Here is a 21015-nt window from a genome sequence, read left to right as displayed (position 1 = left end):
CGTTCGCTCACCCATCATGAGACCGTCTCCGCTCGCCTCAAGCAGAGTGAATCACGCCATCAACCATCGATCAAGCAGGGTTTTTCAACAGAATCGGGCCGGGAACCGACTGTCCGATCCGGGGCGCGCGACGAGGTGGAGCTGACCTGACGCGAGCGCTATGCGACTGCCGCCGCCTCGCGAAAGGAGATCAGCCGGCGGCGATCTTCGTCCCACAAGGTGAGTGCAAGCGGCCGGATCATCTGCGCGAAGGTGAAGCGGTTGAGATGTCGCAGGTCGGGATAGGCGTTGAGCACCTCTTGCAGGCGATAGAAGGGGATACGGCTGGCGAGATGGTGGACGTGATGTACGCCGATATTGGCGGTGAACCAGCGCAGCGGTTGCGGCAAATCGAGATGGGTGCTCCCGTACAAGGCGGCATCGTGGAACGACCAGGCCGTAGCCTTGTCCCAATGCGCCGTTTCGAACTGATGCTGGATGTAGAAGAGGTAGACACCGGTCGATGCCGCGATCAGCAAGGTGGGGATCACGACCAACAGGGTCGTGCCCCATCCAACCAGGAGTATCAGCCCGCCCATCATGGCGGCTATCGCCAGATTGGTGGCGATGGCGCTGACCCAATATCGCACCCCGGCCCGCATCAACCCGATCGGCAAACGGTGCCGCAGCAAAAACAAGTAAGCAGGGCCAATCCCCAGCAGCACCGCCGGGTGACGATACAGCCGATAGCCCAGTCGCCCAAGCCTGCTGCGGGACTGAAACTCCCTCAGCGTCAGCGTGTCGACATCGCCATAGCCGCGGGCATCGAGATTGCCCGTGCTGGCATGATGCAGCGTGTGCGAGCGCCGCCAGCAATCATATGGCGTAAAGGTCAACACGCCCAGCGCGCGGCCAATCCAGTCATTGCCGGAGCGTCTGGAAAGAAACGCGTCATGCCCGCAATCATGCTGGATAATGAAGATGCGCAGCAACAGCAACCCCGCCAGCGGCGCAAGCGCAAGGGCGATCAGATAGCCTGCGTTGATGGCGGCCAGCATGGCTGACACAACACCGAAAAACGGGACAAGCGTAATCGCCAGTTCCCAGATGCTGCGGACAGTGTGAGGCCGGGAGAACGGCTTGAGCTGCGAAACCAGCTTGCGCGGCACCAATGCGGGTAGGCCAGTGGCAGCAACAGGTCCTTGAAATGGCATTTCGGTGTTCGCAGAATCCATGAGGTCCACATTTTGTCCAAAAGCTTCCGGCACGGCGGTTCTTAGATCAGGGCGCAAATATTACAATCGACATGTGGCACAGAAAACTGCCCACACGACGGGCAAAAATGATCATTCATGCGCGCTTGACCTCGGGTCAGGACCTGTTGTCTCCATTGCAAGGGCTTGCAGCCTGGTCAGGCTCCGGCCCCGGGCTCGAACCCGGGGCGGGAAGCATCACTCCCAGCGCCGCCGATCGAGATAAAAGCTGAACTCGCGCGGCAGCACCTGGTGCGGATTCTCACGGCCGAGCGCCACGGCGGCCCGGTGCGCGAAATTGCTGTCGGCGAGCATTTCGCGCGCCATGGCAACGAGATCGGCATCGCCGCTCGCAACCACGGCTTCGGCGAGTTCGGGGGTCATGATCAGCCCTACCGCCATCGTGGCGATCCCGGCCTCGCGCTTGATCTGCGCCGCATAGGGCACGAGATACCCCGGCGATGGCTTGCGCCCGGCGAGGCCCGAGGCTGTGGCGATGCCCCCCGACGAGCAATCGATCACATCGACTCCCTCGGCCTTGAGCATTTGCGCCAGCACCACATTGTCCTCGATCTCGATCCCACCCGGCAGCCCGTCGACCGAGGACGTGCGGAAGAACAACGGCATCGTCCCCGGCACCACGCCCCGGATCGCGCGCGCAACCTCCACGGCAAAACGAAACCGCCCCTCCCGGCTGCCGCCCCAGGCATCCTCACGCTGGTTGGCCAGCGGCGACATGAAGCTGTTGACCAGATAGCCATGCGCGCCATGAATTTCGAGAAAATCGAACCCCGCCGTCACCGCCCGCTTCGCAGCATCGGCAAATGCGTCGATGATCTCCGCAATACCCGCTTCGTCGAGCGCCTGCGGCGTCTGCCACTTCTCCCCGAACGGCAGCGCGCTCGGCGCCACGCTCACCCAGGCGCGCGGATCGTCCGCCGGCAGCGGCTGCGCGCCTTCGAACGGCACCGCGGCACTCGCTTTGCGCCCGGCATGCGCCAACTGGATTCCCACCGGAATCGCATGGTCATGGTAAAGCTCGACAACCTCGGCCAGCCCCGCCACATGCGCATCATCCCAGATGCCAAGGCACCCCGGCGTGATCCGCCCATCGCGCGTCACCGCCGACGCCTCCAGGATGGCACCCCCAACACCACCCAGCGAAAACCGCGAATGATGTGCGCGGTGCCAGCGCCCGACATGCCCCTCCTCGGCCGCATATTGGCACATCGGCGCGACGACGATCCGGTTGGGAAACGTCACCCCCCGGCAGGCAAACGGCGTGAACAGTACGGGTGAACTCACGCCGCCTTGCTCCGCGCATCGATGTCCACCATCAGCGCGTCGATCTCCTCGAAGATCACCAGCATCTTCGCCAGCCGCTCCTCGCCCTCGGCGCCCAAGCTCGAGAACTTCGTCAGCGGCGGCCGCACATCGCCCACCGGATAGCCCATCGCCTTGGCCAGCGCCTTGGAATAGCATTGGTGCCCATAGGTCGGGTGCCCCTCGGCGATGATCATGTCCACCTTGTGCACCAGCCGCTGGATATGCCCCGCCTCGGCAATCCGCCCTTCCACCAGCAAATCCCACATCCGCGTCGTCGCATAGGGCAGGTAATTGCCATAAGGGTTCACATACCCAACGGCCCCCAGCAGAAAACTCTCCACCGGCCGCTCGCCGGCGAACACGTTCATCACGCCGCCGGTTTCCTCGATCACATCATACACCCGCGCCACATCCATGCTCGCTTCCTTGATGTAGCGGATGTTCTCGAAGCTGCGCGTCAGCTTGCCCACCAGCTTCGCACTCATGTCGCGGTTGGAGGTCACCGGGTTGTTGTACACCATGATCGGCAGCGTCACCGCATCGCAGATCGCCCGATAATATTCAAAGATCTCGTCATCGGTCGGCGTATAATAATAGGGCGGGATGATCATCAGCCCATCGGCGCCCTGCGCCTGCGCATCGGCGCTGAACCCCACCGCGCGCGGCGTATAGGCATCCATCGTCCCCACCAGCACATCCATCCGGCCATCCACATGGCGCACCGTCGTCTCCACCACCGTGCGCCGCTCCTCGGGCGTCAGCGTCAGAAACTCGCCGGTCGTGCCCAGCACGATGATCCCCGGCACCTTGCACTCCAGCTGCCAGTCGATGAAAGCGCGCAAACTCCCCTCGCACACATCGCGGCCATCGGCCGTGAAGGGGGTGACGGCAACGGTATAGCTCCCGCGAAATTCTTTGGGCATGTAAGTCTTCCGAGCTTGATAACGGGGCCTGATTGCCCCTGTTCGTTGATCAGGGTTTATGCGAAATGCGAACAAATGTCAGCATAGCGCCCACTTTTTCCGGCGCAAGCCTCTGGTGGCGGATGGGATCATGATAAGTGGCTGAAAAGGATGTCATCATCATCGGCGGCGGACTCGCCGGCACCGCCACCGCCTTCTATCTGGCGCAGGACGGCGTTTCCGTCACCCTCATCGAGCGCGGCGGCCTCGGCGGGGAGGCCTCGGGCGCCAACGCCGGCAGCCTCCACGCGCAAATCCCCGCCGACCCCTTCCGCCACCTCGGCGAAGCCTGGGCCCGCCAGTTCCAGCCCGCCCTCACCCTCTATGTCGAATCGCTCCGCATGTGGGGCAGCCTCGAAGCCGAGCTCGGCACCGATCTCGAAATCAAGTTCGGCGGCGGCCTCATGGTCGCCACATCAGAATCCGAAATGGCCGAGCTCGCCCGCAAAGCCGAAATCGAACGCGCCGCCGGCCTCGAAATCCAGCTCCTCACCCGCGAGGAAACCCGGCGTCGCGCCCCCTACCTCTCCGATCGCGCCATCGGCGGCGCCTTCTGCCCGCAGGAAGGCAAGGCCAACCCCCTCCTCGTCGCCCCCGCCTACGCACGTGCCGCCACCCGCCTCGGCGCCGAAATCCTGTCAGCCCAGGGCAACGCCACCATCACCCGCGAAGCCACCCACTACACAGTCACCGCCAACAACCAGACGCATCGCGCCCGCCGTATCGTCATCGCCGGCGGCACCGGCACCCCCGCCCTCCTCGAAATGCTCGGCCTCCAGCTCGCCATCCAGGCCTTCCCCATCCAGGTCAGCGTCACCGAGCCCGCTACCCCCTTCATCCCCCACCTCGTCTATTGCGCCGGGGAAAAGCTCACCATGAAGCAAACCCGCATCGGCAGCGTCCTTATCGGCGGCGGCTGGAACGCCCGTATCGACCCCCGCGGCCGCCCGGTCGTCGACAGCGACTCCCTCGCCAGCAATCTCGCCCTCGCCTGCGCCGTCGTCCCCGGCGTCGCCTCGCTTACCCTGCTCCGAACCTGGGCCGCCTTCGTCAACGGAACCGCCGACTGGCTCCCCATCCTCGGACCCCTCCCCGGCAGCCCCGGCGCCTTCATCAACTACGTCCCATGGCTCGGCTTCTCCGGAGGCCCCGCCGCCGCCCGCGCGCTGGCCGACATGGTCCAAGGCCGCACGCCGTCCGTGGCAGCGGATTTCGCGGCTTTTGCACCGAAGTGAGGGGAGAAGAAGGATGCCTCCGGCGGCTGGGGCCTTAGGCCCCAGACCCCGAAACATAGGCCGCCGCAATCCTACGATGCATTCGTCGTGCGCTGAACCATGTGCACAAGCCGGCCGATATTTGGCCCGCATTCACCGCGCTCCACAAACGCCAGAGCCTGATCCAGTTTTCCTGCAAGCCGGGCGACAGCACGCTCCGACATGCCCTCGGTCCAGAACCTCACCGGTAACCACCAGGGCTTCCCCCAAAAGTGGAAATACTGGCTCGTCCGCCGCACCAAGCTTGCAGAATGGATAAACGCGTATGGAGGCTGTGCCTCCCGCCGAGCCAGATGCATCTCAAACGCCGGACGATGATATTTGTCGAAGTTGAATATGATGACCGCGATTTCACCGCCCGTACCGCGCTCCAGCACGATCTCGTTCCCGTTGTTGGGAAAGTCTGGATCGCGCAAATAGACGTCTGTCCACTCGAACCCGTCCTGAAGAAGCGGCTCGACCAACCGCTGCTCTACAAGAGATGCCATCGTCATCAACGGCTTGCCGCCAAGTTTACGCCAATTCGAGAAGCGGATGCGGTGCGACTTTGGTTTACGCATCGCTTTCCTCTCACACCGTTAGAACGCCATGTGTATCAGGCAGGTTCGCATCGACACAACAAGTGGACTTATCTCCGACGGTACCGGCATCGCCGGCTGGCTCCCCATCCTCGGACCCCTCCCCGGCAGCCCCGGCGCCTACATCAACTACGTCCCCTGGCTCGGCTTCTCCCGAGGCCCCGCCGTCGCCCGCGCGCTGGCCGACATGGTCCAAGGCCGCACGCCGTCGGTGGCAGCAGAATTCGCGGCTTTTGCGCCGAAGTAAGGGTGCCTCCGGCGGCTGGGGCCTCGGTTCCCAGACCCCAACAAAAACAGAAACAATAATTTCTCTAGCAGTAACTCTCTTTGCCAGAATTTCAATTTCACTTGCAACATCTACAAGCCAGGAAATACGTTGATATTTTGCCGATGCACGATCATCTTCAGATTATTTGCGTTTGGGTCGGCTAACGCCAAGCCAGTGAATTTATTGTCTCTTGCAATTATTCCAAATTCATGGCGCGCATATACGACGCTATTCCTGTGTGTCTTGAACAGCGGGACTGACTGATCGGTTGTAAGAACGTTCATCGCATAAAGCCGTTCCCCGCGATCTGTAGTGTAAAAGTCTAGAAATTCGACACAGCACCCCAAGAATGGTTCTAGAATGATCCGAACGTTTTCGCGCACGACAGGCGCATTTAGCATCCATGACGAGAAGTCGGCTGGTCTCGTTCTCTTACGAACTACAGTGAAACGCGGTGCGCTCCACCCGTCTGCCATCGATTTGCAAACAAAATGCTCGTGAAAATAGTATAAGTCATCAGGCATAAAGTACATGCGACCGATATCGCGAACCGATAATTCGTATGCGTCCACCGATGCGTGCCTTCCGTTTCGAAGTTGACTGACCCGCTGTTTACGTAGTAGATGCAGCATTATCCCAGATATCAGAAAACGCTGCACGCTTGACTGTGTCGATTTCAGGGCTCACGCGCTGTACCATCGCGGGAGATCGCTGAGCAATTGCGTTAAACGATTGAGAAAGAGACCAAATTTTTTCCTCATCTATTATCAGCCTATCGTGCAGAAGGCGTGGTGCCGCAAACCGAAGTTCCAATGGCCGGGTTGGTCCATACTGCACTTCCCAGCGTGCGACAGCCTCAGCAAGGCCATTATTTCTTTGCTTGGTACTTGCAAGCAGACGGAGCGGAACGCCCGCTGGCACCATCGGTAGAAAGTCCGTAAGCGCAACAACATCCAGATATGGATCCACAACAAGCACAAAACCTTTGCAATCCCGCAAAACTCCTCCGATCGCCGTGAGCGCGTCGAACGTATTTCCTGCTGGTATGAACGCGCCACGTGCAGCCGTCGGAGCAATCATTTCGGCTTTAGCTAAAGCTGAGTAGAGCAGTCCACGAATATGCCTCATCTGAACTTCGGCACTGATGGCAGTGGCCGACAACATCGTGCTGCGCATACTGCAGAATCGATTATGATCAACAATACCACTAACTGTTTCAATCAAATGTTGAGCTTGGCCTAACCAGCGAAGTACTTCGCTGGATCCTCGCTCGTTACCAGTAGGCACCTCGGGCTCAACAGCAATTATCTGCCCCAGCTGATAATAAAGAGCCTCCCCTGAGGCGGGTGTACGATGTGATAATGGGTGGGCCATTGCGTAATTCATATTCGCAGAGGGCAAAGATACAAGCCCATATTCAGACAGAACCATCTGCGACGCTGCATCGGCTTTTTTGCTTGCATTTACGGCTCGGCAAACTTGGCGCTCAAGAATTGGGGTCTGGGGCCTAAGGCCCCAGCCGCCGGAGGCCCTTCCTCAAGCGCCTCCCTCAAAGCCCCCCAACAATCGACCCAATAAACGCCCGCGTCCGCGCCGCCTCGGGCTCGCCGAAAATCTGTGACGGCGGCCCCGTCTCCACCACGGCGCCCGCGTCCATCATCACCACCCGCGTCGAAATCTCCCGCACAAAGTGCATTTCGTGGCTCACCAGGATCAGCGTGATCCCGCCGCCCGCCAGCGTGCGGATCGTATCGAGCACTTCGCCCACTCGCTCCGGGTCGAGCGCCGAGGTCACTTCGTCGAGCAGAAGGATCTCCGGGTCCATCGCCAGCGCGCGAGCGATGGCGACGCGTTGTTGCTGCCCGCCTGAAAGCTGGTCGGGATACTGGTCCGCCTTGTCCGCCAGCCCCACATTGTCGAGCAGGGCGCGCGCCCGCGCTTCCGCCGCCGCCGCCGCAAGCCCGCGTGTCTTGATCGGCGCAATGGTGATGTTGCCGAGCACGGTCATGTTCTGGAACAGGTTGAACTGCTGGAACACGATGCTCATCCGCCGCCTGAGCGCCGCCACGCTGGCGCGCTTGCCATAGTCCACCGCCTCGCCGCCCACATGCACAGCGCCGGCACTTGGCGGGGTGAGGCCGATCAGCACGCGCAGCAGCGTGGATTTGCCCGATCCCGATGGCCCGATCAGGCTCACCACCTCGCCCTTGTCCACGCCCAGGCTCACCCCGCGCAGGATCGGCGTGCCGCCATAGCCGGCGGTCAGGTCATTGATTTCGAGATGGCGCAAGCCGAACCTCCAGCATTCGCGCAAGCCGCCCCAGCGGCCAGGACAGGATGAAATAGCCGAGCAGCACGATGCCATAGCCCAGCACCGGCGAACTGCCGCGGTTGACGAGGATCTTGCCGGAAAACGTCAGTTCCACCACCCCCAGATGCGACGCCAGCGACGTATCCTTGATGAACATCACCATGAAGGCGGCGGCCGGCGGCAGGATCACCCGCCAGCTCTGCGGCAGCACCACCAGCCAGAAGGACTGCCAGGCCGAAAAATTCATCGCCGCCGCCCCCTCCACCTGTGCCCGCGGCACCGATTCCAGCCCGGCGCGGATGATTTCCGAAAGGAACGCCGTCGCCACCAGCGTCACCGCAATCGTGGCAATGCCGATCAGCGAAATCTCCGGCACCAGCGGCTGCACCCCGAACAGCACCATGATGAGGATGACGAGGAAGGGTATCCGCCGGAACGTCTCCACCCACAGCATCGCCAGCCAGCGCGCGGGTGCGAGCATCGGCGCCTGTGTGCGCCGCAGCACCGCCAGCCCCAGCCCGATCCCGAACCCCAGCCCGCAGCCGACAAAGGTCATGAACAGCGTGCGCCCGAGGGCCGCCAGCACAAACCCCAGATTGGCGCTTGAAAAGAACGCGGGCGCTTCCGCAACAATCCGCTCGATCATGCCGCCACCCGCTTCACGCCGATGCGGAACCAGTGCCGGCCGATCACCGCCAGCGTCGCCGAGGCGATGAGTGTGAGCCCGATATAGATGAGCGCCACCACGCTGAACGTCTCGATCGTGCGCAGATTGACCGTGCTGATGTTGATCGCCCGCCCCGTCAACTCCTCCACCCCGAAGAGGGCCGCCATCGAGCTGCCGAGGATGAGGATGATGAAGAAATTGGCGAGCGGCTTGTACACCGTCTGCAAGATATGCGGCAGCATCACATGCCGCAGAATGCCGAGCCGCGAGAGCCCCAGCACCTGCGCCGCCTCGATCTCCGCCCGCCGCACCGAAGCCACCCCGGCCCGCAAGATCTCGGTCAGATAGGCGCCTGCATTGAGCGTCAGCCCGATCACCACCGCCGTGAAGGCGCCGAGCATCACCCCGGCATCGGGCAGCGCATAATAAAGCAGGAAAATCTGCACGAGCGCCGGCGTGTTGGTGAACCCCTGCACATAGACGTTGATCGCCTTCGCTAGCGGCGCCGGCCCATAGAGCTTCCCGATCGCCCCCGCCAGCCCGATCGCAGCACCCAGCCAAAAGCACAGGAACGCGATCTGCAGCGAAATCACTGCGCCTCCGAGGAGATACGGCACCCGCCCCAGCACATCGCTGAAATCGAAGCGATAGGCCCCGCTCCCCCCCGCCACGATGGTCTTGCCGGCGTCCTCGATCTGCGCCTCGCTCACCGGCACCGTCATCGGCGCGTTGTAATGCTTGCTCCAAAGCCGCAGGATCGTCCCATCGCGGTGCAGCCCCGCCAGCGCGGTATCGAGGGCGATGCGCAGGCTGTCATTCCCCTTGCCCACCCCGATCGCGCACCAGGCGACATAAATCGGGTCAGACAGCACTTTCCACTGCGTTTCCGGATAGTTGCGCGTGAAGCCGAGGAAGAAGTCGACATTCTCCACCAGCGCATCTGCCCGCCCCTGCGCAATCGCGCGGATGGTATCGGCATTGCCATCGACCAGCAGCCGCTGCGGCTTGGGCAGCTTTTCCTTGAGCAGCTCCACCGACTGGTTGCCACGCATGTTGACGATGGTGATGTCCGCCCGGTCCAGCTCCTGCCACCGCGTGATGTTGGTGCGCGACGTGGTGATCACCCCCATCGCTTCGGAGTGCAGCGGCATGGTGAAATCGATGAGCGCGGCGCGCTCGGGGGTGATCGTCAGCGCCCCCATCGACATGTCGATCCGCCCCGCGGTGAGGAACGGCACCCGCTGCGCCGCCTCGGTCGGCACCAGCACCAGCCGCACCTTCAGCTTGCCCGCAAGGGCCCGCGCCACATCGACATCGAACCCGCCGAGCGTGTTGTCGGCGCCATAGCTGCTCATCGGCGGGAAGTTGGGGTTCACCCCCACGCGCAGTTCGCCGCTCGCCGCAATCTCGGCCATCGGCCGCGCCGCAGCCGGCATCGCGACCAGCCAGAGCAACAAAATGAAAAGCACCCGCATGATGCGAGGCAACCTTTCAGGGCCGCGACAAATCGTCAAGAAACTTGTGCGGATGTCGAACGATTGTTCGCCGAATTGCCCGCCACCGCGCCAATCGTCACCGGCTTGAACGGCGGCCGCGGCGCAAAGCCCGGCTCGTCGGGCACATGGCCATGCGCCGCCAGCACATCCGCCACCAGCACCGAGCAATAGCGCCCCTGGCAGCGCCCCATGCCGACCCGGCACATGCGCTTTATGCTCCCCAGATCGCCCATTCCTGCCCCCAGATGCCCCTCGACGACCCCTGCAGTGACCGATTCACACCGGCAAATCACCGTCTCCGCCGTCGGCCGAGGGGCAGGAACCACCGGCGCATACAGCTGCCACAGCGCATCCTGGAACCGCCGATGCCGCACCAGATCGCGCCGCGCCCGCGCAATTTCAGCCGGCGGCACCGGCCAGCCAAGGTCCGCCGCCGCCGCCGCCCCCGCCAGCAACCCCTGCGCAAGCGCAACCCGCGCCCCGCCCAGCCCGCCACCGTCCCCGGCAATGAAAACGTCAGCGATACTCGATCGCCCATCGCCATCGCGCACGCCCTCGCGCACCCCCAGCGCCCGCGCAATTTCCGCTTGCGGAACAAAGCCATAGCCCAGGCACAGCGCATCCACCGCAAAGCGCTGCCCCCCGCTCAGCACCACCTCGTCAACCCGCCCTTCACCCCGCGCCTCGGCAACGACCTGACCATGCAGCATCCGCACCCCGGCCAGCCGCAACGCCGCCACATGCCGCACCCCATCCGCCACCAGCCCCGGCGCCGTCGCAACCATCTGCAAAATCTGGCCGGCATGGCGCGGGCCCGGCGCCGCGGCACTCTCCACCACCGCCACCACCTCTACGCCAGAGCGCACAAGCTCTTGAGCTACCTGCAAATTCAGCGGCCCATTCCCCGCAACCAGCACCCGCTTTCCGGGCGAAGTCTGGTAAGCCCGCAGCAACGTCTGCGCCGCCCCGGTGGTCATCACGCCCGGCAAGGTCCACCCCGGAAACGCCATCGGCCGCTCATAGGCACCCGTCGCAATCACCAGCCGCTTCGGCCGCACCCGCTGCGTGGAGCCGGCTGCCGACAAGTCGATGCACAAGGCCCCATCGACCAACGCCGCTGCCCAAACACTTGTGCCAAAACGAAATTCCGCCCCAGCCAGCACCGCCGATTCCGCCAGCGCCGCCCCTTCGGCAAATTGCGCGTCGAGCCGCCGCCGCTCGATGCCGAAGCCCTTGCCCGGCTGCTTGAAATACTGCCCCCCCGCTTGGCCCCGCTCATCCACCACCAGCACATCGAGCCCCGCCGCCGCTGCCGCCGAAGCCGCCGCCAGCCCCGCAGGCCCCGCACCGATCACCAGAAGATCGGGGAAAAGTTCAACCTGCGCAGCCACTTGCGGCTCGGCATGCGCCACGGCGCGCGCCGGTGCCGGCTGCACATCCATCCCCGGCCGCACCCCGGTCATGCACCCCCGGACCGGCACGCCATCCGCCAGCACCATGCATTCGCCACACACCCCCATGCCGCAAAACACCCCGCGCCGGCCGCCCCCCGCCGTCTCACGCAGCCCCGCCTCGCCCGCCGAGATCAGCGCCGCTGCAATCGACTCCCCGGCATAGCCCGTCACAGCCCGACCCTCGAACCGGAAGTCGAACGCCGCCCCGCGCGAAATGCCGGCCTGCTCGACGCGCATCAGCGGACGTAGCTCGCGCCATTCACATCGAGCGTGCTGCCCGAAAGCTGCGGCGTCGCCCCGCTCGCCAGAAACGCCACCAGCCGCCCCAGTTCATCGGGCGTCACCCACTCGCCAGTCGCCAAGGTGGCGGAAATCTTCTCCTCGCCCCCCTGGGTCGCCGCAAACTGCTCGGAAAGTCGGGTCCGCACCACGCCGGGCGCCACGACATAAGCCTGAATGTTATCCTTGGCATAAGCCCGCGCAATTGACTGGGTGGCAGACTTCACCGCCGCCTTCGAGGCCCCATAGGCAATCGTCGCCGGGTTGGTCACCCCGCGCTGCGCCGCCCAGCTGCTGATGGTCACGATGCTGCCGCCACCGCTCTCAAGAAAATGGTTCACCGCCGCGCGCATCATCCGCGCCGGCGCCATCACATTGATCGCCAGCGCATCGGCCCAGGCCCGGTCGAAATCCGCCAGCGGCGCATCGAAGCCACCATCAAAGGGCATGATGGCGGCATTGTTCACCAGCACATCGATTCGCCCACGCCACGCAAGTGCCGCCGCCCACATCGCCTCCACCGCGTCCAGATCCGCCAGATCAGCCCCCAGCAGCAGCTTCCGCTCCTCCGGAATCGCCGCCGTGGCCGCCTCCGCCCCGGCCCGGTCGCTGCCATAATGCGCAACCAGATATGCCCCACTCGCCCCCAGGATCGCCGCCGTTGCCGCCCCGATGCCCTTGCTGGCGCCGGTGAGCAAAATCGTCTTGCCGCTGAGATCGATGGGGGAAGTCATGTGGCCTCGATACTTGGTATGCAGGAGTGCGTCGGCATCCCGCCTGGTTTGCATATCACCCTCGGCGACGCAACGCTGCCCGACGGCATTTTCACTCAATAGCGAACAATTGTTCGCGGTGCGACGTTTTTGCGTCCACTTCTCATGGCTCTGCGCAGGCAAAAATTGCAAGCCGTGCTCCTCCCTGCGACGATTGGGCTTCGACGCCGTGCGCGATCTGGACGGCTTGCCGCCTGAAATCCTGCTCATGTCCTTGGTTCGGCACAGCTGGAGCGATGGCGGCGTTGCCATCGGCACGTCCGAGTGTTGGCATTTTCGCGCCAAAGATGTCTGTTTCTTCCATGGAGAAATGGGCGGCGCCTGCACTTGTCCACCAGGATTGCGAGTTTACACGATCCGATGCGGCTGCGCGCACAATGGGCATCGTCCTGCCAAGAAATGGCCGTTCGCGCCACGCAGCAATTCGCCCCGTTTCACTCGACCCATGCCGTCGGTCGCAGTAAGACTCAACTACAATGTACACAGCAAGTCAGGGATACGAATGACGATGGACAGAAATGCAAGCAAGGAGGGGCAGCCTGTTCCTTCGGCAACCTTCAAGACGCGCGTCCGTGACGACAGTGTCGGCGGCGACAATCCGTTTCGCTGGCAGGACCTTACCACCGAAGAGCTGTTTGCCGGCAAGCGCGTGGTTGTCTTCTCGCTGCCCGGCGCCTTCACGCCCACCTGTTCGAACGAGCAATGCCCGGCCTATGAGCGTTATTTCGACGATTTCGCGGCTGCCGGCGTCGACGAGGTGGTCTGCATCGCCGTCAACGATGCGTTCGTCATGCACCAGTGGAAGCAGAAGCTGGGCGTGCAACGCATCCGGTTCGTGCCCGATGGCTCCGGCCATTTCACGCGGGCGATGGGGATGATGGTCAACAAGGACCATCTGGGCTTCGGGGAGCGAAGCTGGCGCTATTCCATGGTGGTCGATGACGGCGTGATCCGCGCCTTCTTCGAGGAGCCCGGTCGAAACGACGAAGGCACCGACGAGGACCCCTACGAGGTCTCGGACCCGGAGACGGTCCTGCGCTGGCTCACAACTCACCCCCGCGGCTGAAGCCGGTCAAACTCGCCCGCCTGACCGCAAGCCGCGGTCACCTCTCGCCCGGCGCCGGCGTATCACCCCCGGATGGTACGCCGCCGGCGACCTGCGGCCAGCCATCGCGCCACACCAGCCGGTCGAGCAGCATCACGCGCCGCGAGTTCGGCGCATCGCTTTCCGCGGCCCGGTCGTGCCGGCGGTCCACCGCATGGTAGAGCAGCCAGTGCTCGCCGGCCTTGTCCGTGATGACGGCGTTATGGCCAGGTGCCAGCCAGCGTCCCCCCTGCTCGATCACCACACTGTTCCCCGATCCGGTAGCATCTGCACGCGATTCAAACGGGCCGGTGGCGCTGCGCGATCGCGCGACCATCACGGCATAATGCGCGTCTGGACCGCAGCAATTGTCGCCCGAGAAGAACAGATAATACCAGCCATCGCGCAACACGACCCAGGCGCCCTCGACCAACCGCTGGTAGTTCGACGGGTCCTCGTTGCGGATAGGCGCCACCAGATCGATCGGGCTGCTGCCGGAGGCGAAGCCCAGCCCGTCGAGGCCAAGCTCCTGCACCTTGATGGGACCGAAGCCTGATCCCCAGTAGAGCAGCCGCTTCCCCGTTGCCGGGTCCAAAAAGGCAAAAGGGTCGATGTTGATGAAGCTTTCGCCGCACACCAGTGGCTTGCCACTGTCGACAAAAGGGCCTTCCGGCCGGTTCGACGTCGCGACGGCAAGGCATAGCCCCCGATCCTTGTCCTCCAGCGCTGCATCGGGCTTGGCCGAAAAATACAGGAAGTAGCGGCCCTCATGCACCGAGATATCGGGCGCCCAGAAGTCCTGCGTTCGACGTGCCCAGACCGGCTTTTCAGGCAGCGCATCTCCCAACCGCTGCCAGCTGACGAGATCGGAGGAGCGAGCCAGCTGGATACTATACTGTCGACCGTCGACACGGCCCTGCGTGGCAACGGCATAGAAGAAGCCGTCGGCCGCGCGCACCACCGCTGGATCGGCGAATTCGGCATCGAGCACCGGGTTGGAATAGCGCGCGATGGGCGCCTCTACGGAAGCACAGCCCGTGACGGCGATTGCGAGGGCGAGTGCGACGCGGCGCATGTCAGCGTGTGGCCGCGACGCTGAACCGAAAGACCATGCGGTTGTGATAGGTTTCTCCTGGATCGAGCCGGAGCGAGCCGAACGCCGGCCGGTTGAGCGTGTCGGGGAATTGCTGCGGCTCCAGCACGATCGCATCCCCCATGCGATACAAACAGCCGGCCTTGCCCATGCTCGTCGCATCGAGAAAATTGCCCGAATAGAATTGCAGGCCTGGCTGGTTGGACAATAGCTCCAGCACGCGCCCGCTGCCCGGATGCTCGACCCGCGCGACCCGCTGCACTTCGAGCGCCGGCCGGGGCGCAACGACCCAGTTGTGATCATAGCCCCGCCCGATGCGGATCTGCTCGTCGCGTGCATCGCGCACACGCTCGCAGATACGAACAGGCGTCCGAAAATCGAACGCCGTCCCCGCAACCGGCCGTATCTCGCCGGTCGGAATCGCACCGGCATCCGTCGGCAGGAAATGCTCGGCCTGGATGGTCAGCAGCTGATCCATGGCACCGCCCGCCGCACCTTCGCCGGCGAGGTTCCAGTAGCTGTGGTTGGTGATGTTGACGAGTGTCGGCGCATCCGTCTCGGCGCGATAATCGACGCAGAGCGCATTGGCCTCGGTCAGCGTGTAGGTCGCAGTCACTTGCAAGGCGCCCGGAAACCCCTGGTCACCGTCGGGACTGGTCAGGCCGAACGTCACGCCAACCGGGTCGCGGGTGATCTCCAGGACCTCCCAATTGGCCTTGTCGAATCCGGATGGGCCGCCGTGCAGCGCATTGGGGCCATCATTGACCGGCACCTGGTACAACACGCCATCGAGCGTGAAACGACCGCTGGCGATGCGATTTGCGACGCGGCCGACCGTGGCGCCAAGGAACTGCGGCTGGTCGAGATACGGTCGGAGGTCGGCATGCCCAAGCGCCACATCGGCCATCACGCCATCGCGACCAGGGACAAGGACCGACTGCACCGCCGCACCGAGGCTGATCATCGTCGCCTGCATGCCAGCGCCGTTCACAAGCGTGATCGCTTCGACCATGCGGCCATCGGGCAGCCGACCGAACGGCGCGCGGATCACGTCCGCGCCAGACAGGTCACCTTCTCGTCTGCCTGTCACGCCAACACCCTTTCATGCCATGGCCAATTATATGATAATATCGTAATGCCACAACCCGAAAGCGGCGCCTGCGTCGTCCGTCTGCGCCAGCACAGGGAGCGAAAGTGCGAATACCTGCAATCAGAATGCTTTCCACACTGATGCTGGCGATATCGGCGACCGGATGCGCGGCCCCCGATCTCGATTCACCCTCCCCGGCGTTCGTGCCGGTCTATGCGGCAAACTTTCCCGATCCCTTCATCCTGCCTCATAACGGCCGCTTCCTGGCCTATGCGACCAATGCCGAGCGGCTGCAGGCGAACGTGCAGATGGCCGTGTCCGACGACCTGGTGAGTTGGGCGCCGCTTCGCCGGGACGGCAAGCTCCACGATGCGATGCCGGAGCTGCCGCGCTGGGCGCAGCAGGGCTGGACCTGGGCGCCCGAGGTCATGCAACTGGGTGGCCGTTACCTGATGTATTTCACCGCGCGCGAACGGACGAGCCAGCGGCAATGCACCGGCGTCGCCCACAGCAACAACCCGCGTGGTCCGTTCGTGTCCGAAGCGGACGAACCGCTGCTCTGCCAGCGCGAGCTCGGCGGCACCATCGACGCCAACCCTTTCCAGGATGCCGACGGACAATTGTATCTCTACTTCAAGCCCGATGCCAACGCGGTGGGCAAGCCGACCGAGATCATGGTTCAGCGACTCACTCCCGATGGCTTGCAGCTGGTCGGCGAGCAGGAGCTGCTGCTGCGCAACGACAAGCCGTGGGAAGCGCATGTGATCGAGGCGCCCACCATGGTCCGGCAAGGCGACAGCTATATCCTCTTCTACTCGGCCAACCATTTCGGCTGGGAGAAGCACCAGCGACTATCCCCCTATGCCATCGGCCATGCCCGCTGCGATACCCCGATGGGCCCGTGCACCGAGGCTCCGGGCAACCCGCTGCTGCAAAGCGTCAACAACCGGCAGGCAGGGTGCCTGAGCGGCCCTGGCCACCAGGCCATCTTCGAGGCGGGCGGGCGCCAGTACATGGTCTTCCACGCACATGCCGCGCGGCCCGGCTGCCGCAACGCCCATTCCGGCCGGCAGATGTATGTGGCGCCGCTGCTCTGGCAGGATGGCGAACCCGTCCTCGGCCAGAGCCTGCGGCCCCGGAACCAAAAATTATAGTCGCTCTAGCCGCCGAAGCGGAAGCGCAGTCCCACCGAGATCGTGCTCTCGTCATACCGCAGATATTTGATGAAATCCGCCGGCGGCGCCCCGTTGCGGGCCGAAGTGAAATCCTGCCTGAACGCTTCCTGGGTGATGTTGGTCCAGTCCCCGAACAAAGCAAACCGCTCGTTCAGGTCATAGCTCATCGAAAGGTCGAGCCGGCCTGCCGGACGTGCAGTCTCGGTATAGATATCATCCCCGCGAAACTGCTGTGTCGCACGGAAGCGCGAGCGATTATTGTATGTGAGTCGCGTGGAAAAGCCGTAGCGTTCATAAATGCCGACTAGATTGTAGTTCCACCGCGACACACCGTTGAACTGGTCGGTGATCGGCTGGAAGGTCAGGCCACCCTGCCCGTCAGGCTGCTCGGTCTTGGCATCCAGATACGTCACATTGACCTGAAGCCCGAAGCCCCGCGCCCAGTCCGGCAGGGTCTCGAAATCGGCAAACGCCTGCCCCTGCAGCTCGACGCCATAGATGCGCCCTTCGCCGGTGTTCACCGGGCCGGAGATCTGCACCGTCCCCAGTGTCGGATCCTCGACGCGGAAACTATCCTGCTGGATGAACCCGTCGATCCGCCGATGAAAGCCGGTCAGCGACACAAAGCCGGTCGGGGAGAAATAGATCTCGGCCGCCGCGTCGAAATTCCAAGAGGTGAACGGCGTCAGGAACGGGTTGCCGCCAAAGGCCTGGAAAGGCGCGCTCGGCGTGCCGATGCCCCCCGGCGGCGGCGCACCGATCACCAGCGCCGGATTGAGATCGGCATAAGTCGGCAGCGTACGCGTCTTCGAGACCGCTCCGCGCAGCTGCACCACCTCGCTGAGCCGGGCCCGGAAGCTGGCATTGGGCAACACCGACGTGTTGCTGCTGCCATCATCGATGTCAGCAATTCCCGTCGGTTGCGGGCCGGCAACCCTGGTCCTGACGCGAGTCACGCGCACGCCGGCTATGGCTTCGAGATCCTCGTTCCCAAGCGTGATTTGCCCATAGCCCGCCAGGTTCTTTTCGGTCGCCGTGTAAAGAAGCGCTGCGTTGACCGGTTCATCGCTGAACCCGACCAGCCGTCGCAGTGGAACAAGGTTCTCGCGAATGCTCTCATATGTCGGTGCGGCCCATACCGTCGTGCCGCCCAGATTCACCCCATCGAACACCCGGAACTCGAGCGGAAGCGCTGCGGCGTTCACCGGCGCTGACGCTTGCCCGAAGCGGTTGCTGTACCGGCGGTCAGCCTTGCGGTCGGTATAGCGCGCGCCCACCGCAATGTTCTTGATGAACGGACTGTCGAAATTATACTGGAGGTCGCCACGAAACTGCCAGTCGCCGCCGGTCGACCGCTGGTTTTCCTCGAACAAGCCGTCAAAGGACTGCGCGGCGGGGTCGAGAAAATCGATGCGGTCGATGTCGAACCGCGGCGTCGCGGTGTCGAACCGGATCGTCGGCGCGCCGATCCATCGGCGGTCGACCGACTCGGTCGATCCGCGAAACGTCGACCGGGTTCGCGCCACATCGATGTTGATGTCGAGCTGCTCCAGCTTGATGCGGGCGCCGCCGGCGAACTGGAAGGTGTCGGTTTCGTTCAGCGTGCCGCCCTGGAACGAAAACAGCGAGCCGGGCGGCGCATTGACCGTCCCGCTGTTCACGATGTTCGTGCCCTCCCGAAACGTCAGGCTCGAAGCCTGCGCCCCGTTGAACAATTCTGCAGCGAGCAGCCGGTCATCCACCTTGTTTCGAAAACCCTGCCAAAGGCCATCGAGATAGAATTCCACGTCCGGGTTCGGCTTGTACTGGATGGCGCCGTTGATCGATGGTCGCACCCGATTGCCCGAGCGGTAGAACATTCGCTGGATGTCGGGAAAGCGCGCCGCGGTCCCGGCGCCGCCATCCGCGATGATCTGGCCATTCTCGTTGCGGAAGGTCTGCAGGAAATCGGTGTTGGAAATCTCGGCATCGAGATACTGCATCTCGGTGCGCGAGGCGTTCACCAGGATGCCGAACTCGCCGTCACCCACGTCCCAGCGCTTCGTCGCCAACACGTTGAAGTTCGGCGAAAGCCTGTCGCCCTGCCGGGTATAGAGCCCCCAGACCGACCCGGCGATCTGCCCATCGCGAAAATCGAACGGCATCCGCGACCGCACATTGACCAGTCCGGCGAGCCCGGGCTCGACCAGATCAGCGCTCGACGTCTTGAACACTTCGAGCGCCGCCACGTTCGCGGATGGAAAATCCTGCAGCGCCACGGAGCGCGTCTCGGCCGTGAAGATTTCCCGGCGGTTGTAGGTGGTGGTGAAGTTCGGCAGGCCGCGCACCACCACATTCTGTGCCTCGCCTCCTTGCCGATACACCTGCACACCCGGAATGCGCGCCGCAGTCTGGGCAGTATTGAGGTCCGAAAGCTTGCCGATATCCTCGGCGACAATCGCGTCAATCACCTGCGGGGCATTGCGCCGGATATTGCGGATGGACTCGAACGAACTGCGCAAGCCGGTGACGAGGATCGTCTCGTCGTCTGCAGCGTCTGCCGCCACAGCGCCCTGCGGCGCGGCAGTGCCCTGCTGGCCGGCAGTGGTCGGCCCCACCTCCTGTGCATGCACGATCGCAGGGCACATTGCCAATGCGGCCAAGGACACAGACGACCGCATTATCATTTCGAACTGCATGATCACCTCCCCAGGTGCGAACGCCGTTAGCCGGCTTTGTTCAACACGCGTTCATACCCGAAGGCTCCCGAGAGGAAAAGGTATTTATCATATTAATGTGTTTCGTGCATCACGAGCGTTCACCACTCGGCAAAACTGCCATCTGCATGGCGCCAGATCGGGTTTCTCCAGCGGTGACGGTCCTTGTCGGCCAGCCGCACCTTGTCCTCGTCGATCTCGATCCCCAGCCCCGGGCCTTCGGGAATGGCAAGGTGCCCATCGACCGGCGTCAACGGACCTGCATCCTTCACGAAGCTGTAGAGATCATGCCCCTCGTTGTAGTGGATGCCGAGCGACATCTCCTGCAGCACCACATTCGGCGTGCAGCCCGCCAGTTGCAGGCAGGCCGCGAGCGCCAGCGGTCCCAGCGGACAATGCGGCGCGACAGCGACATCATGGCTCTCCGCCATCGCGGCGATCCGCCGGCACTCGCTGATCCCGCCGGCATGGCTGAGGTCGGGCTGGATGATGTCGACAGCACCGCTCGCAAGGATCGCCTTGAAGTCCCAGCGTGAATAAAGCCGCTCACCCATCGCGATCGGGGTCGTGACATGGCTCGCCAGTTGCACCAGCCCTTCCGCATTCTCCGACAGCAGCGGCTCCTCGATGAACATCAGGCCGAGAGGCTCGAGCGCCTTGGCGATCTGCTTGGCCGTCGCCCGGTGCAGCCGCCCATGAAAATCGAGCCCGACATCGACGCCTTCCGCCTGCGCCGCACGCACCCGCGCAATCACCTCATCGACTCTGGGCGGCGACAGATAGTCCATCTCGCCTGTGGCGTTCATCTTCACCGCCGAAAAGCCCTGCGCCTTGCGCGCCGCTGCGGCCTCGGCCACATCATCGGGCCGGTCGCCGCCGATCCAGGCGTAGGCGCGAACCCGCTCGCGCACCTTGCCGCCGAACATCTCATGCACCGCCAGGCCATGAAGCCGGCCCTTCAGATCCCAGAGCGCCTGGTCCAGCCCCGAGAGTGCCGACATCAGCACAGGCCCGCCACGATAGAAGCCGCCGCGATAGGCGATCTGCCATATGTCCTCGATCCGCCGCGGGTCGGCACCGATGAAGCGATCGCGCAGTGCTGCAAACGCGCCGTCCACCGCTTCCGCATGGCCCTCCAGGCTGGCTTCCCCCCAGCCGATTGCACCATCGCCGGTCTCGACCCGGACGAACAGCCACCTTGGCGGCACAAAGAAAGTCTCGATACGGGCAATCTTCATCTTGGGCACTTTATCGCTG

The 21015-nt window shown here is 63.6% G+C and carries 18 protein-coding genes; 4 read left to right on the top strand and 14 right to left on the bottom strand.

The features are described from left to right. Window positions 1–158: 158 nt before the first annotated feature. The 3 genes from FHS79_RS09770 to FHS79_RS18525 form a co-directional block, all read right to left on the bottom strand. Entirely contained in the window at window positions 159–1148 is a 990-nt protein-coding gene (locus tag FHS79_RS09770; RefSeq protein WP_341534436.1) for a fatty acid desaturase, read from the bottom strand. Window positions 1149–1430: 282 nt separating this feature from the next. Next, window positions 1431–2537, bottom strand: coding sequence for an NADH:flavin oxidoreductase/NADH oxidase (locus FHS79_RS09765; protein WP_207792298.1), 1107 nt, complete (start codon window positions 2535–2537; stop codon window positions 1431–1433). Continuing rightward, window positions 2534–3481 (bottom strand): dihydrodipicolinate synthase family protein, encoded by a 948-nt coding sequence (locus tag FHS79_RS18525; RefSeq protein ID WP_207792297.1) that lies wholly within the window; start codon window positions 3479–3481, stop codon window positions 2534–2536. The genes FHS79_RS09765 and FHS79_RS18525 overlap by 4 nt, the downstream gene beginning before the upstream one ends. 137 nt (window positions 3482–3618) lie before the next feature. On the opposite strand from FHS79_RS18525, the gene FHS79_RS09760 reads away from it, so the two are divergent. Further along, window positions 3619–4755 carry an FAD-dependent oxidoreductase gene (locus FHS79_RS09760; protein WP_184198972.1) on the top strand — a complete coding sequence of 379 codons (1137 nt, stop codon included), beginning with the start codon at window positions 3619–3621 and terminating at the stop codon, window positions 4753–4755. A gap of 71 nt (window positions 4756–4826) precedes the next feature. Here the strand turns inward: FHS79_RS09760 and FHS79_RS09755 are convergent, their stop codons facing one another. Next, a complete protein-coding gene (locus FHS79_RS09755; protein WP_184198969.1) occupies window positions 4827–5354 on the bottom strand; it encodes a hypothetical protein in 528 nt (175 codons plus the stop codon). Between the two features lie 28 nt (window positions 5355–5382). Between FHS79_RS09755 and FHS79_RS09750 the strand changes: the two genes are divergently transcribed. Then, window positions 5383–5619 carry an FAD-binding oxidoreductase gene (locus FHS79_RS09750; protein WP_184198966.1) on the top strand — a complete coding sequence of 79 codons (237 nt, stop codon included), beginning with the start codon at window positions 5383–5385 and terminating at the stop codon, window positions 5617–5619. Between the two features lie 633 nt (window positions 5620–6252). On the opposite strand, the gene FHS79_RS09745 is transcribed toward FHS79_RS09750, so the two are convergent. The 6 genes from FHS79_RS09745 to FHS79_RS09720 all read right to left on the bottom strand — a co-directional run bounded on the left by FHS79_RS09745 (window position 6253) and on the right by FHS79_RS09720 (window position 12581). Continuing rightward, a complete protein-coding gene (locus tag FHS79_RS09745) occupies window positions 6253–7026 on the bottom strand; it encodes a hypothetical protein (RefSeq protein WP_184198963.1) in 774 nt (257 codons plus the stop codon). Window positions 7027–7189: 163 nt separating this feature from the next. Beyond that, window positions 7190–7930 carry an amino acid ABC transporter ATP-binding protein gene (locus tag FHS79_RS09740; RefSeq protein WP_184198960.1) on the bottom strand — a complete coding sequence of 247 codons (741 nt, stop codon included), beginning with the start codon at window positions 7928–7930 and terminating at the stop codon, window positions 7190–7192. After that, window positions 7908–8597 carry an amino acid ABC transporter permease gene (locus tag FHS79_RS09735; protein ID WP_184198957.1) on the bottom strand — a complete coding sequence of 230 codons (690 nt, stop codon included), beginning with the start codon at window positions 8595–8597 and terminating at the stop codon, window positions 7908–7910. Before FHS79_RS09735 ends, FHS79_RS09740 begins: the two co-directional genes overlap by 23 nt. Further along, a complete protein-coding gene (locus FHS79_RS09730; protein WP_184198954.1) occupies window positions 8594–10093 on the bottom strand; it encodes an ABC transporter substrate-binding protein/permease in 1500 nt (499 codons plus the stop codon). Before FHS79_RS09730 ends, FHS79_RS09735 begins: the two co-directional genes overlap by 4 nt. Window positions 10094–10128: 35 nt before the next feature. Continuing rightward, window positions 10129–11805: an FAD-dependent oxidoreductase gene (locus tag FHS79_RS09725; RefSeq protein WP_184198952.1), complete on the bottom strand. Its 1677-nt coding sequence runs from the start codon at window positions 11803–11805 to the stop codon at window positions 10129–10131. Continuing rightward, window positions 11805–12581: an SDR family NAD(P)-dependent oxidoreductase gene (locus tag FHS79_RS09720; RefSeq protein WP_184198949.1), complete on the bottom strand. Its 777-nt coding sequence runs from the start codon at window positions 12579–12581 to the stop codon at window positions 11805–11807. The genes FHS79_RS09725 and FHS79_RS09720 overlap by 1 nt, the downstream gene beginning before the upstream one ends. Before the next feature lie 193 nt (window positions 12582–12774). Between FHS79_RS09720 and FHS79_RS19505 the strand changes: the two genes are divergently transcribed. Further along, window positions 12775–13686: a peroxiredoxin gene (locus tag FHS79_RS19505; protein WP_308430099.1), complete on the top strand. Its 912-nt coding sequence runs from the start codon at window positions 12775–12777 to the stop codon at window positions 13684–13686. A gap of 37 nt (window positions 13687–13723) precedes the next feature. Here FHS79_RS19505 and FHS79_RS09710 read toward each other — a convergent pair whose 3' ends face one another. Beyond that, window positions 13724–14779 (bottom strand): glycoside hydrolase family 43 protein, encoded by a 1056-nt coding sequence (locus FHS79_RS09710; protein WP_184198946.1) that lies wholly within the window; start codon window positions 14777–14779, stop codon window positions 13724–13726. 1 nt (window position 14780) lies between these two features. Then, a complete protein-coding gene (locus tag FHS79_RS09705; RefSeq protein WP_243453397.1) occupies window positions 14781–15887 on the bottom strand; it encodes an aldose epimerase family protein in 1107 nt (368 codons plus the stop codon). A 140-nt stretch (window positions 15888–16027) separates the two neighbouring features. On the opposite strand from FHS79_RS09705, the gene FHS79_RS09700 reads away from it, so the two are divergent. After that, window positions 16028–17041, top strand: a complete 1014-nt coding sequence (locus FHS79_RS09700) for a glycoside hydrolase family 43 protein (protein ID WP_243452794.1) — start codon at window positions 16028–16030, stop codon at window positions 17039–17041. A gap of 5 nt (window positions 17042–17046) precedes the next feature. On the opposite strand, the gene FHS79_RS09695 is transcribed toward FHS79_RS09700, so the two are convergent. Together FHS79_RS09695 and dgoD are read right to left on the bottom strand one after the other, a co-directional pair. Continuing rightward, window positions 17047–19704, bottom strand: a complete 2658-nt coding sequence (locus tag FHS79_RS09695) for a TonB-dependent receptor (RefSeq protein WP_184198942.1) — start codon at window positions 19702–19704, stop codon at window positions 17047–17049. Window positions 19705–19859: 155 nt separating this feature from the next. After that, on the bottom strand, window positions 19860–20996 hold the full coding sequence (gene dgoD / locus FHS79_RS09690; RefSeq protein ID WP_184198939.1) for a galactonate dehydratase: 1137 nt from the start codon (window positions 20994–20996) through the stop codon (window positions 19860–19862). Window positions 20997–21015 lie beyond the last annotated feature (19 nt).

This window comes from Polymorphobacter multimanifer, assembly GCF_014205635.1.
Lineage (GTDB): Bacteria > Pseudomonadota > Alphaproteobacteria > Sphingomonadales > Sphingomonadaceae > Sandarakinorhabdus > Sandarakinorhabdus multimanifer.
This window is presented reverse-complemented; position numbering and strand designations above follow the sequence as displayed.

What these genes read in the sequence shown, in the direction of transcription:
- FHS79_RS18525 (WP_207792297.1), bottom strand. Translation starts at nt 3,481, where the DNA reads ATGCCCAAAGAATTTCGCGGGAGCTATACCGTTGCCGTCACCCCCTTC.
- FHS79_RS09755 (WP_184198969.1), bottom strand. Translation starts at nt 5,354, where the DNA reads ATGCGTAAACCAAAGTCGCACCGCATCCGCTTCTCGAATTGGCGTAAA.
- FHS79_RS09750 (WP_184198966.1), top strand. Translation starts at nt 5,383, where the DNA reads ATGTGTATCAGGCAGGTTCGCATCGACACAACAAGTGGACTTATCTCC.
- FHS79_RS09745 (WP_184198963.1), bottom strand. Translation starts at nt 7,026, where the DNA reads ATGAATTACGCAATGGCCCACCCATTATCACATCGTACACCCGCCTCA.
- FHS79_RS09735 (WP_184198957.1), bottom strand. Translation starts at nt 8,597, where the DNA reads ATGATCGAGCGGATTGTTGCGGAAGCGCCCGCGTTCTTTTCAAGCGCC.
- FHS79_RS09730 (WP_184198954.1), bottom strand. Translation starts at nt 10,093, where the DNA reads ATGCGGGTGCTTTTCATTTTGTTGCTCTGGCTGGTCGCGATGCCGGCT.
- FHS79_RS09725 (WP_184198952.1), bottom strand. Translation starts at nt 11,805, where the DNA reads ATGCGCGTCGAGCAGGCCGGCATTTCGCGCGGGGCGGCGTTCGACTTC.
- FHS79_RS09720 (WP_184198949.1), bottom strand. Translation starts at nt 12,581, where the DNA reads ATGACTTCCCCCATCGATCTCAGCGGCAAGACGATTTTGCTCACCGGC.
- FHS79_RS09710 (WP_184198946.1), bottom strand. Translation starts at nt 14,779, where the DNA reads ATGCGCCGCGTCGCACTCGCCCTCGCAATCGCCGTCACGGGCTGTGCT.
- FHS79_RS09700 (WP_243452794.1), top strand. Translation starts at nt 16,028, where the DNA reads ATGCTGGCGATATCGGCGACCGGATGCGCGGCCCCCGATCTCGATTCA.
- dgoD (WP_184198939.1), bottom strand. Translation starts at nt 20,996, where the DNA reads ATGAAGATTGCCCGTATCGAGACTTTCTTTGTGCCGCCAAGGTGGCTG.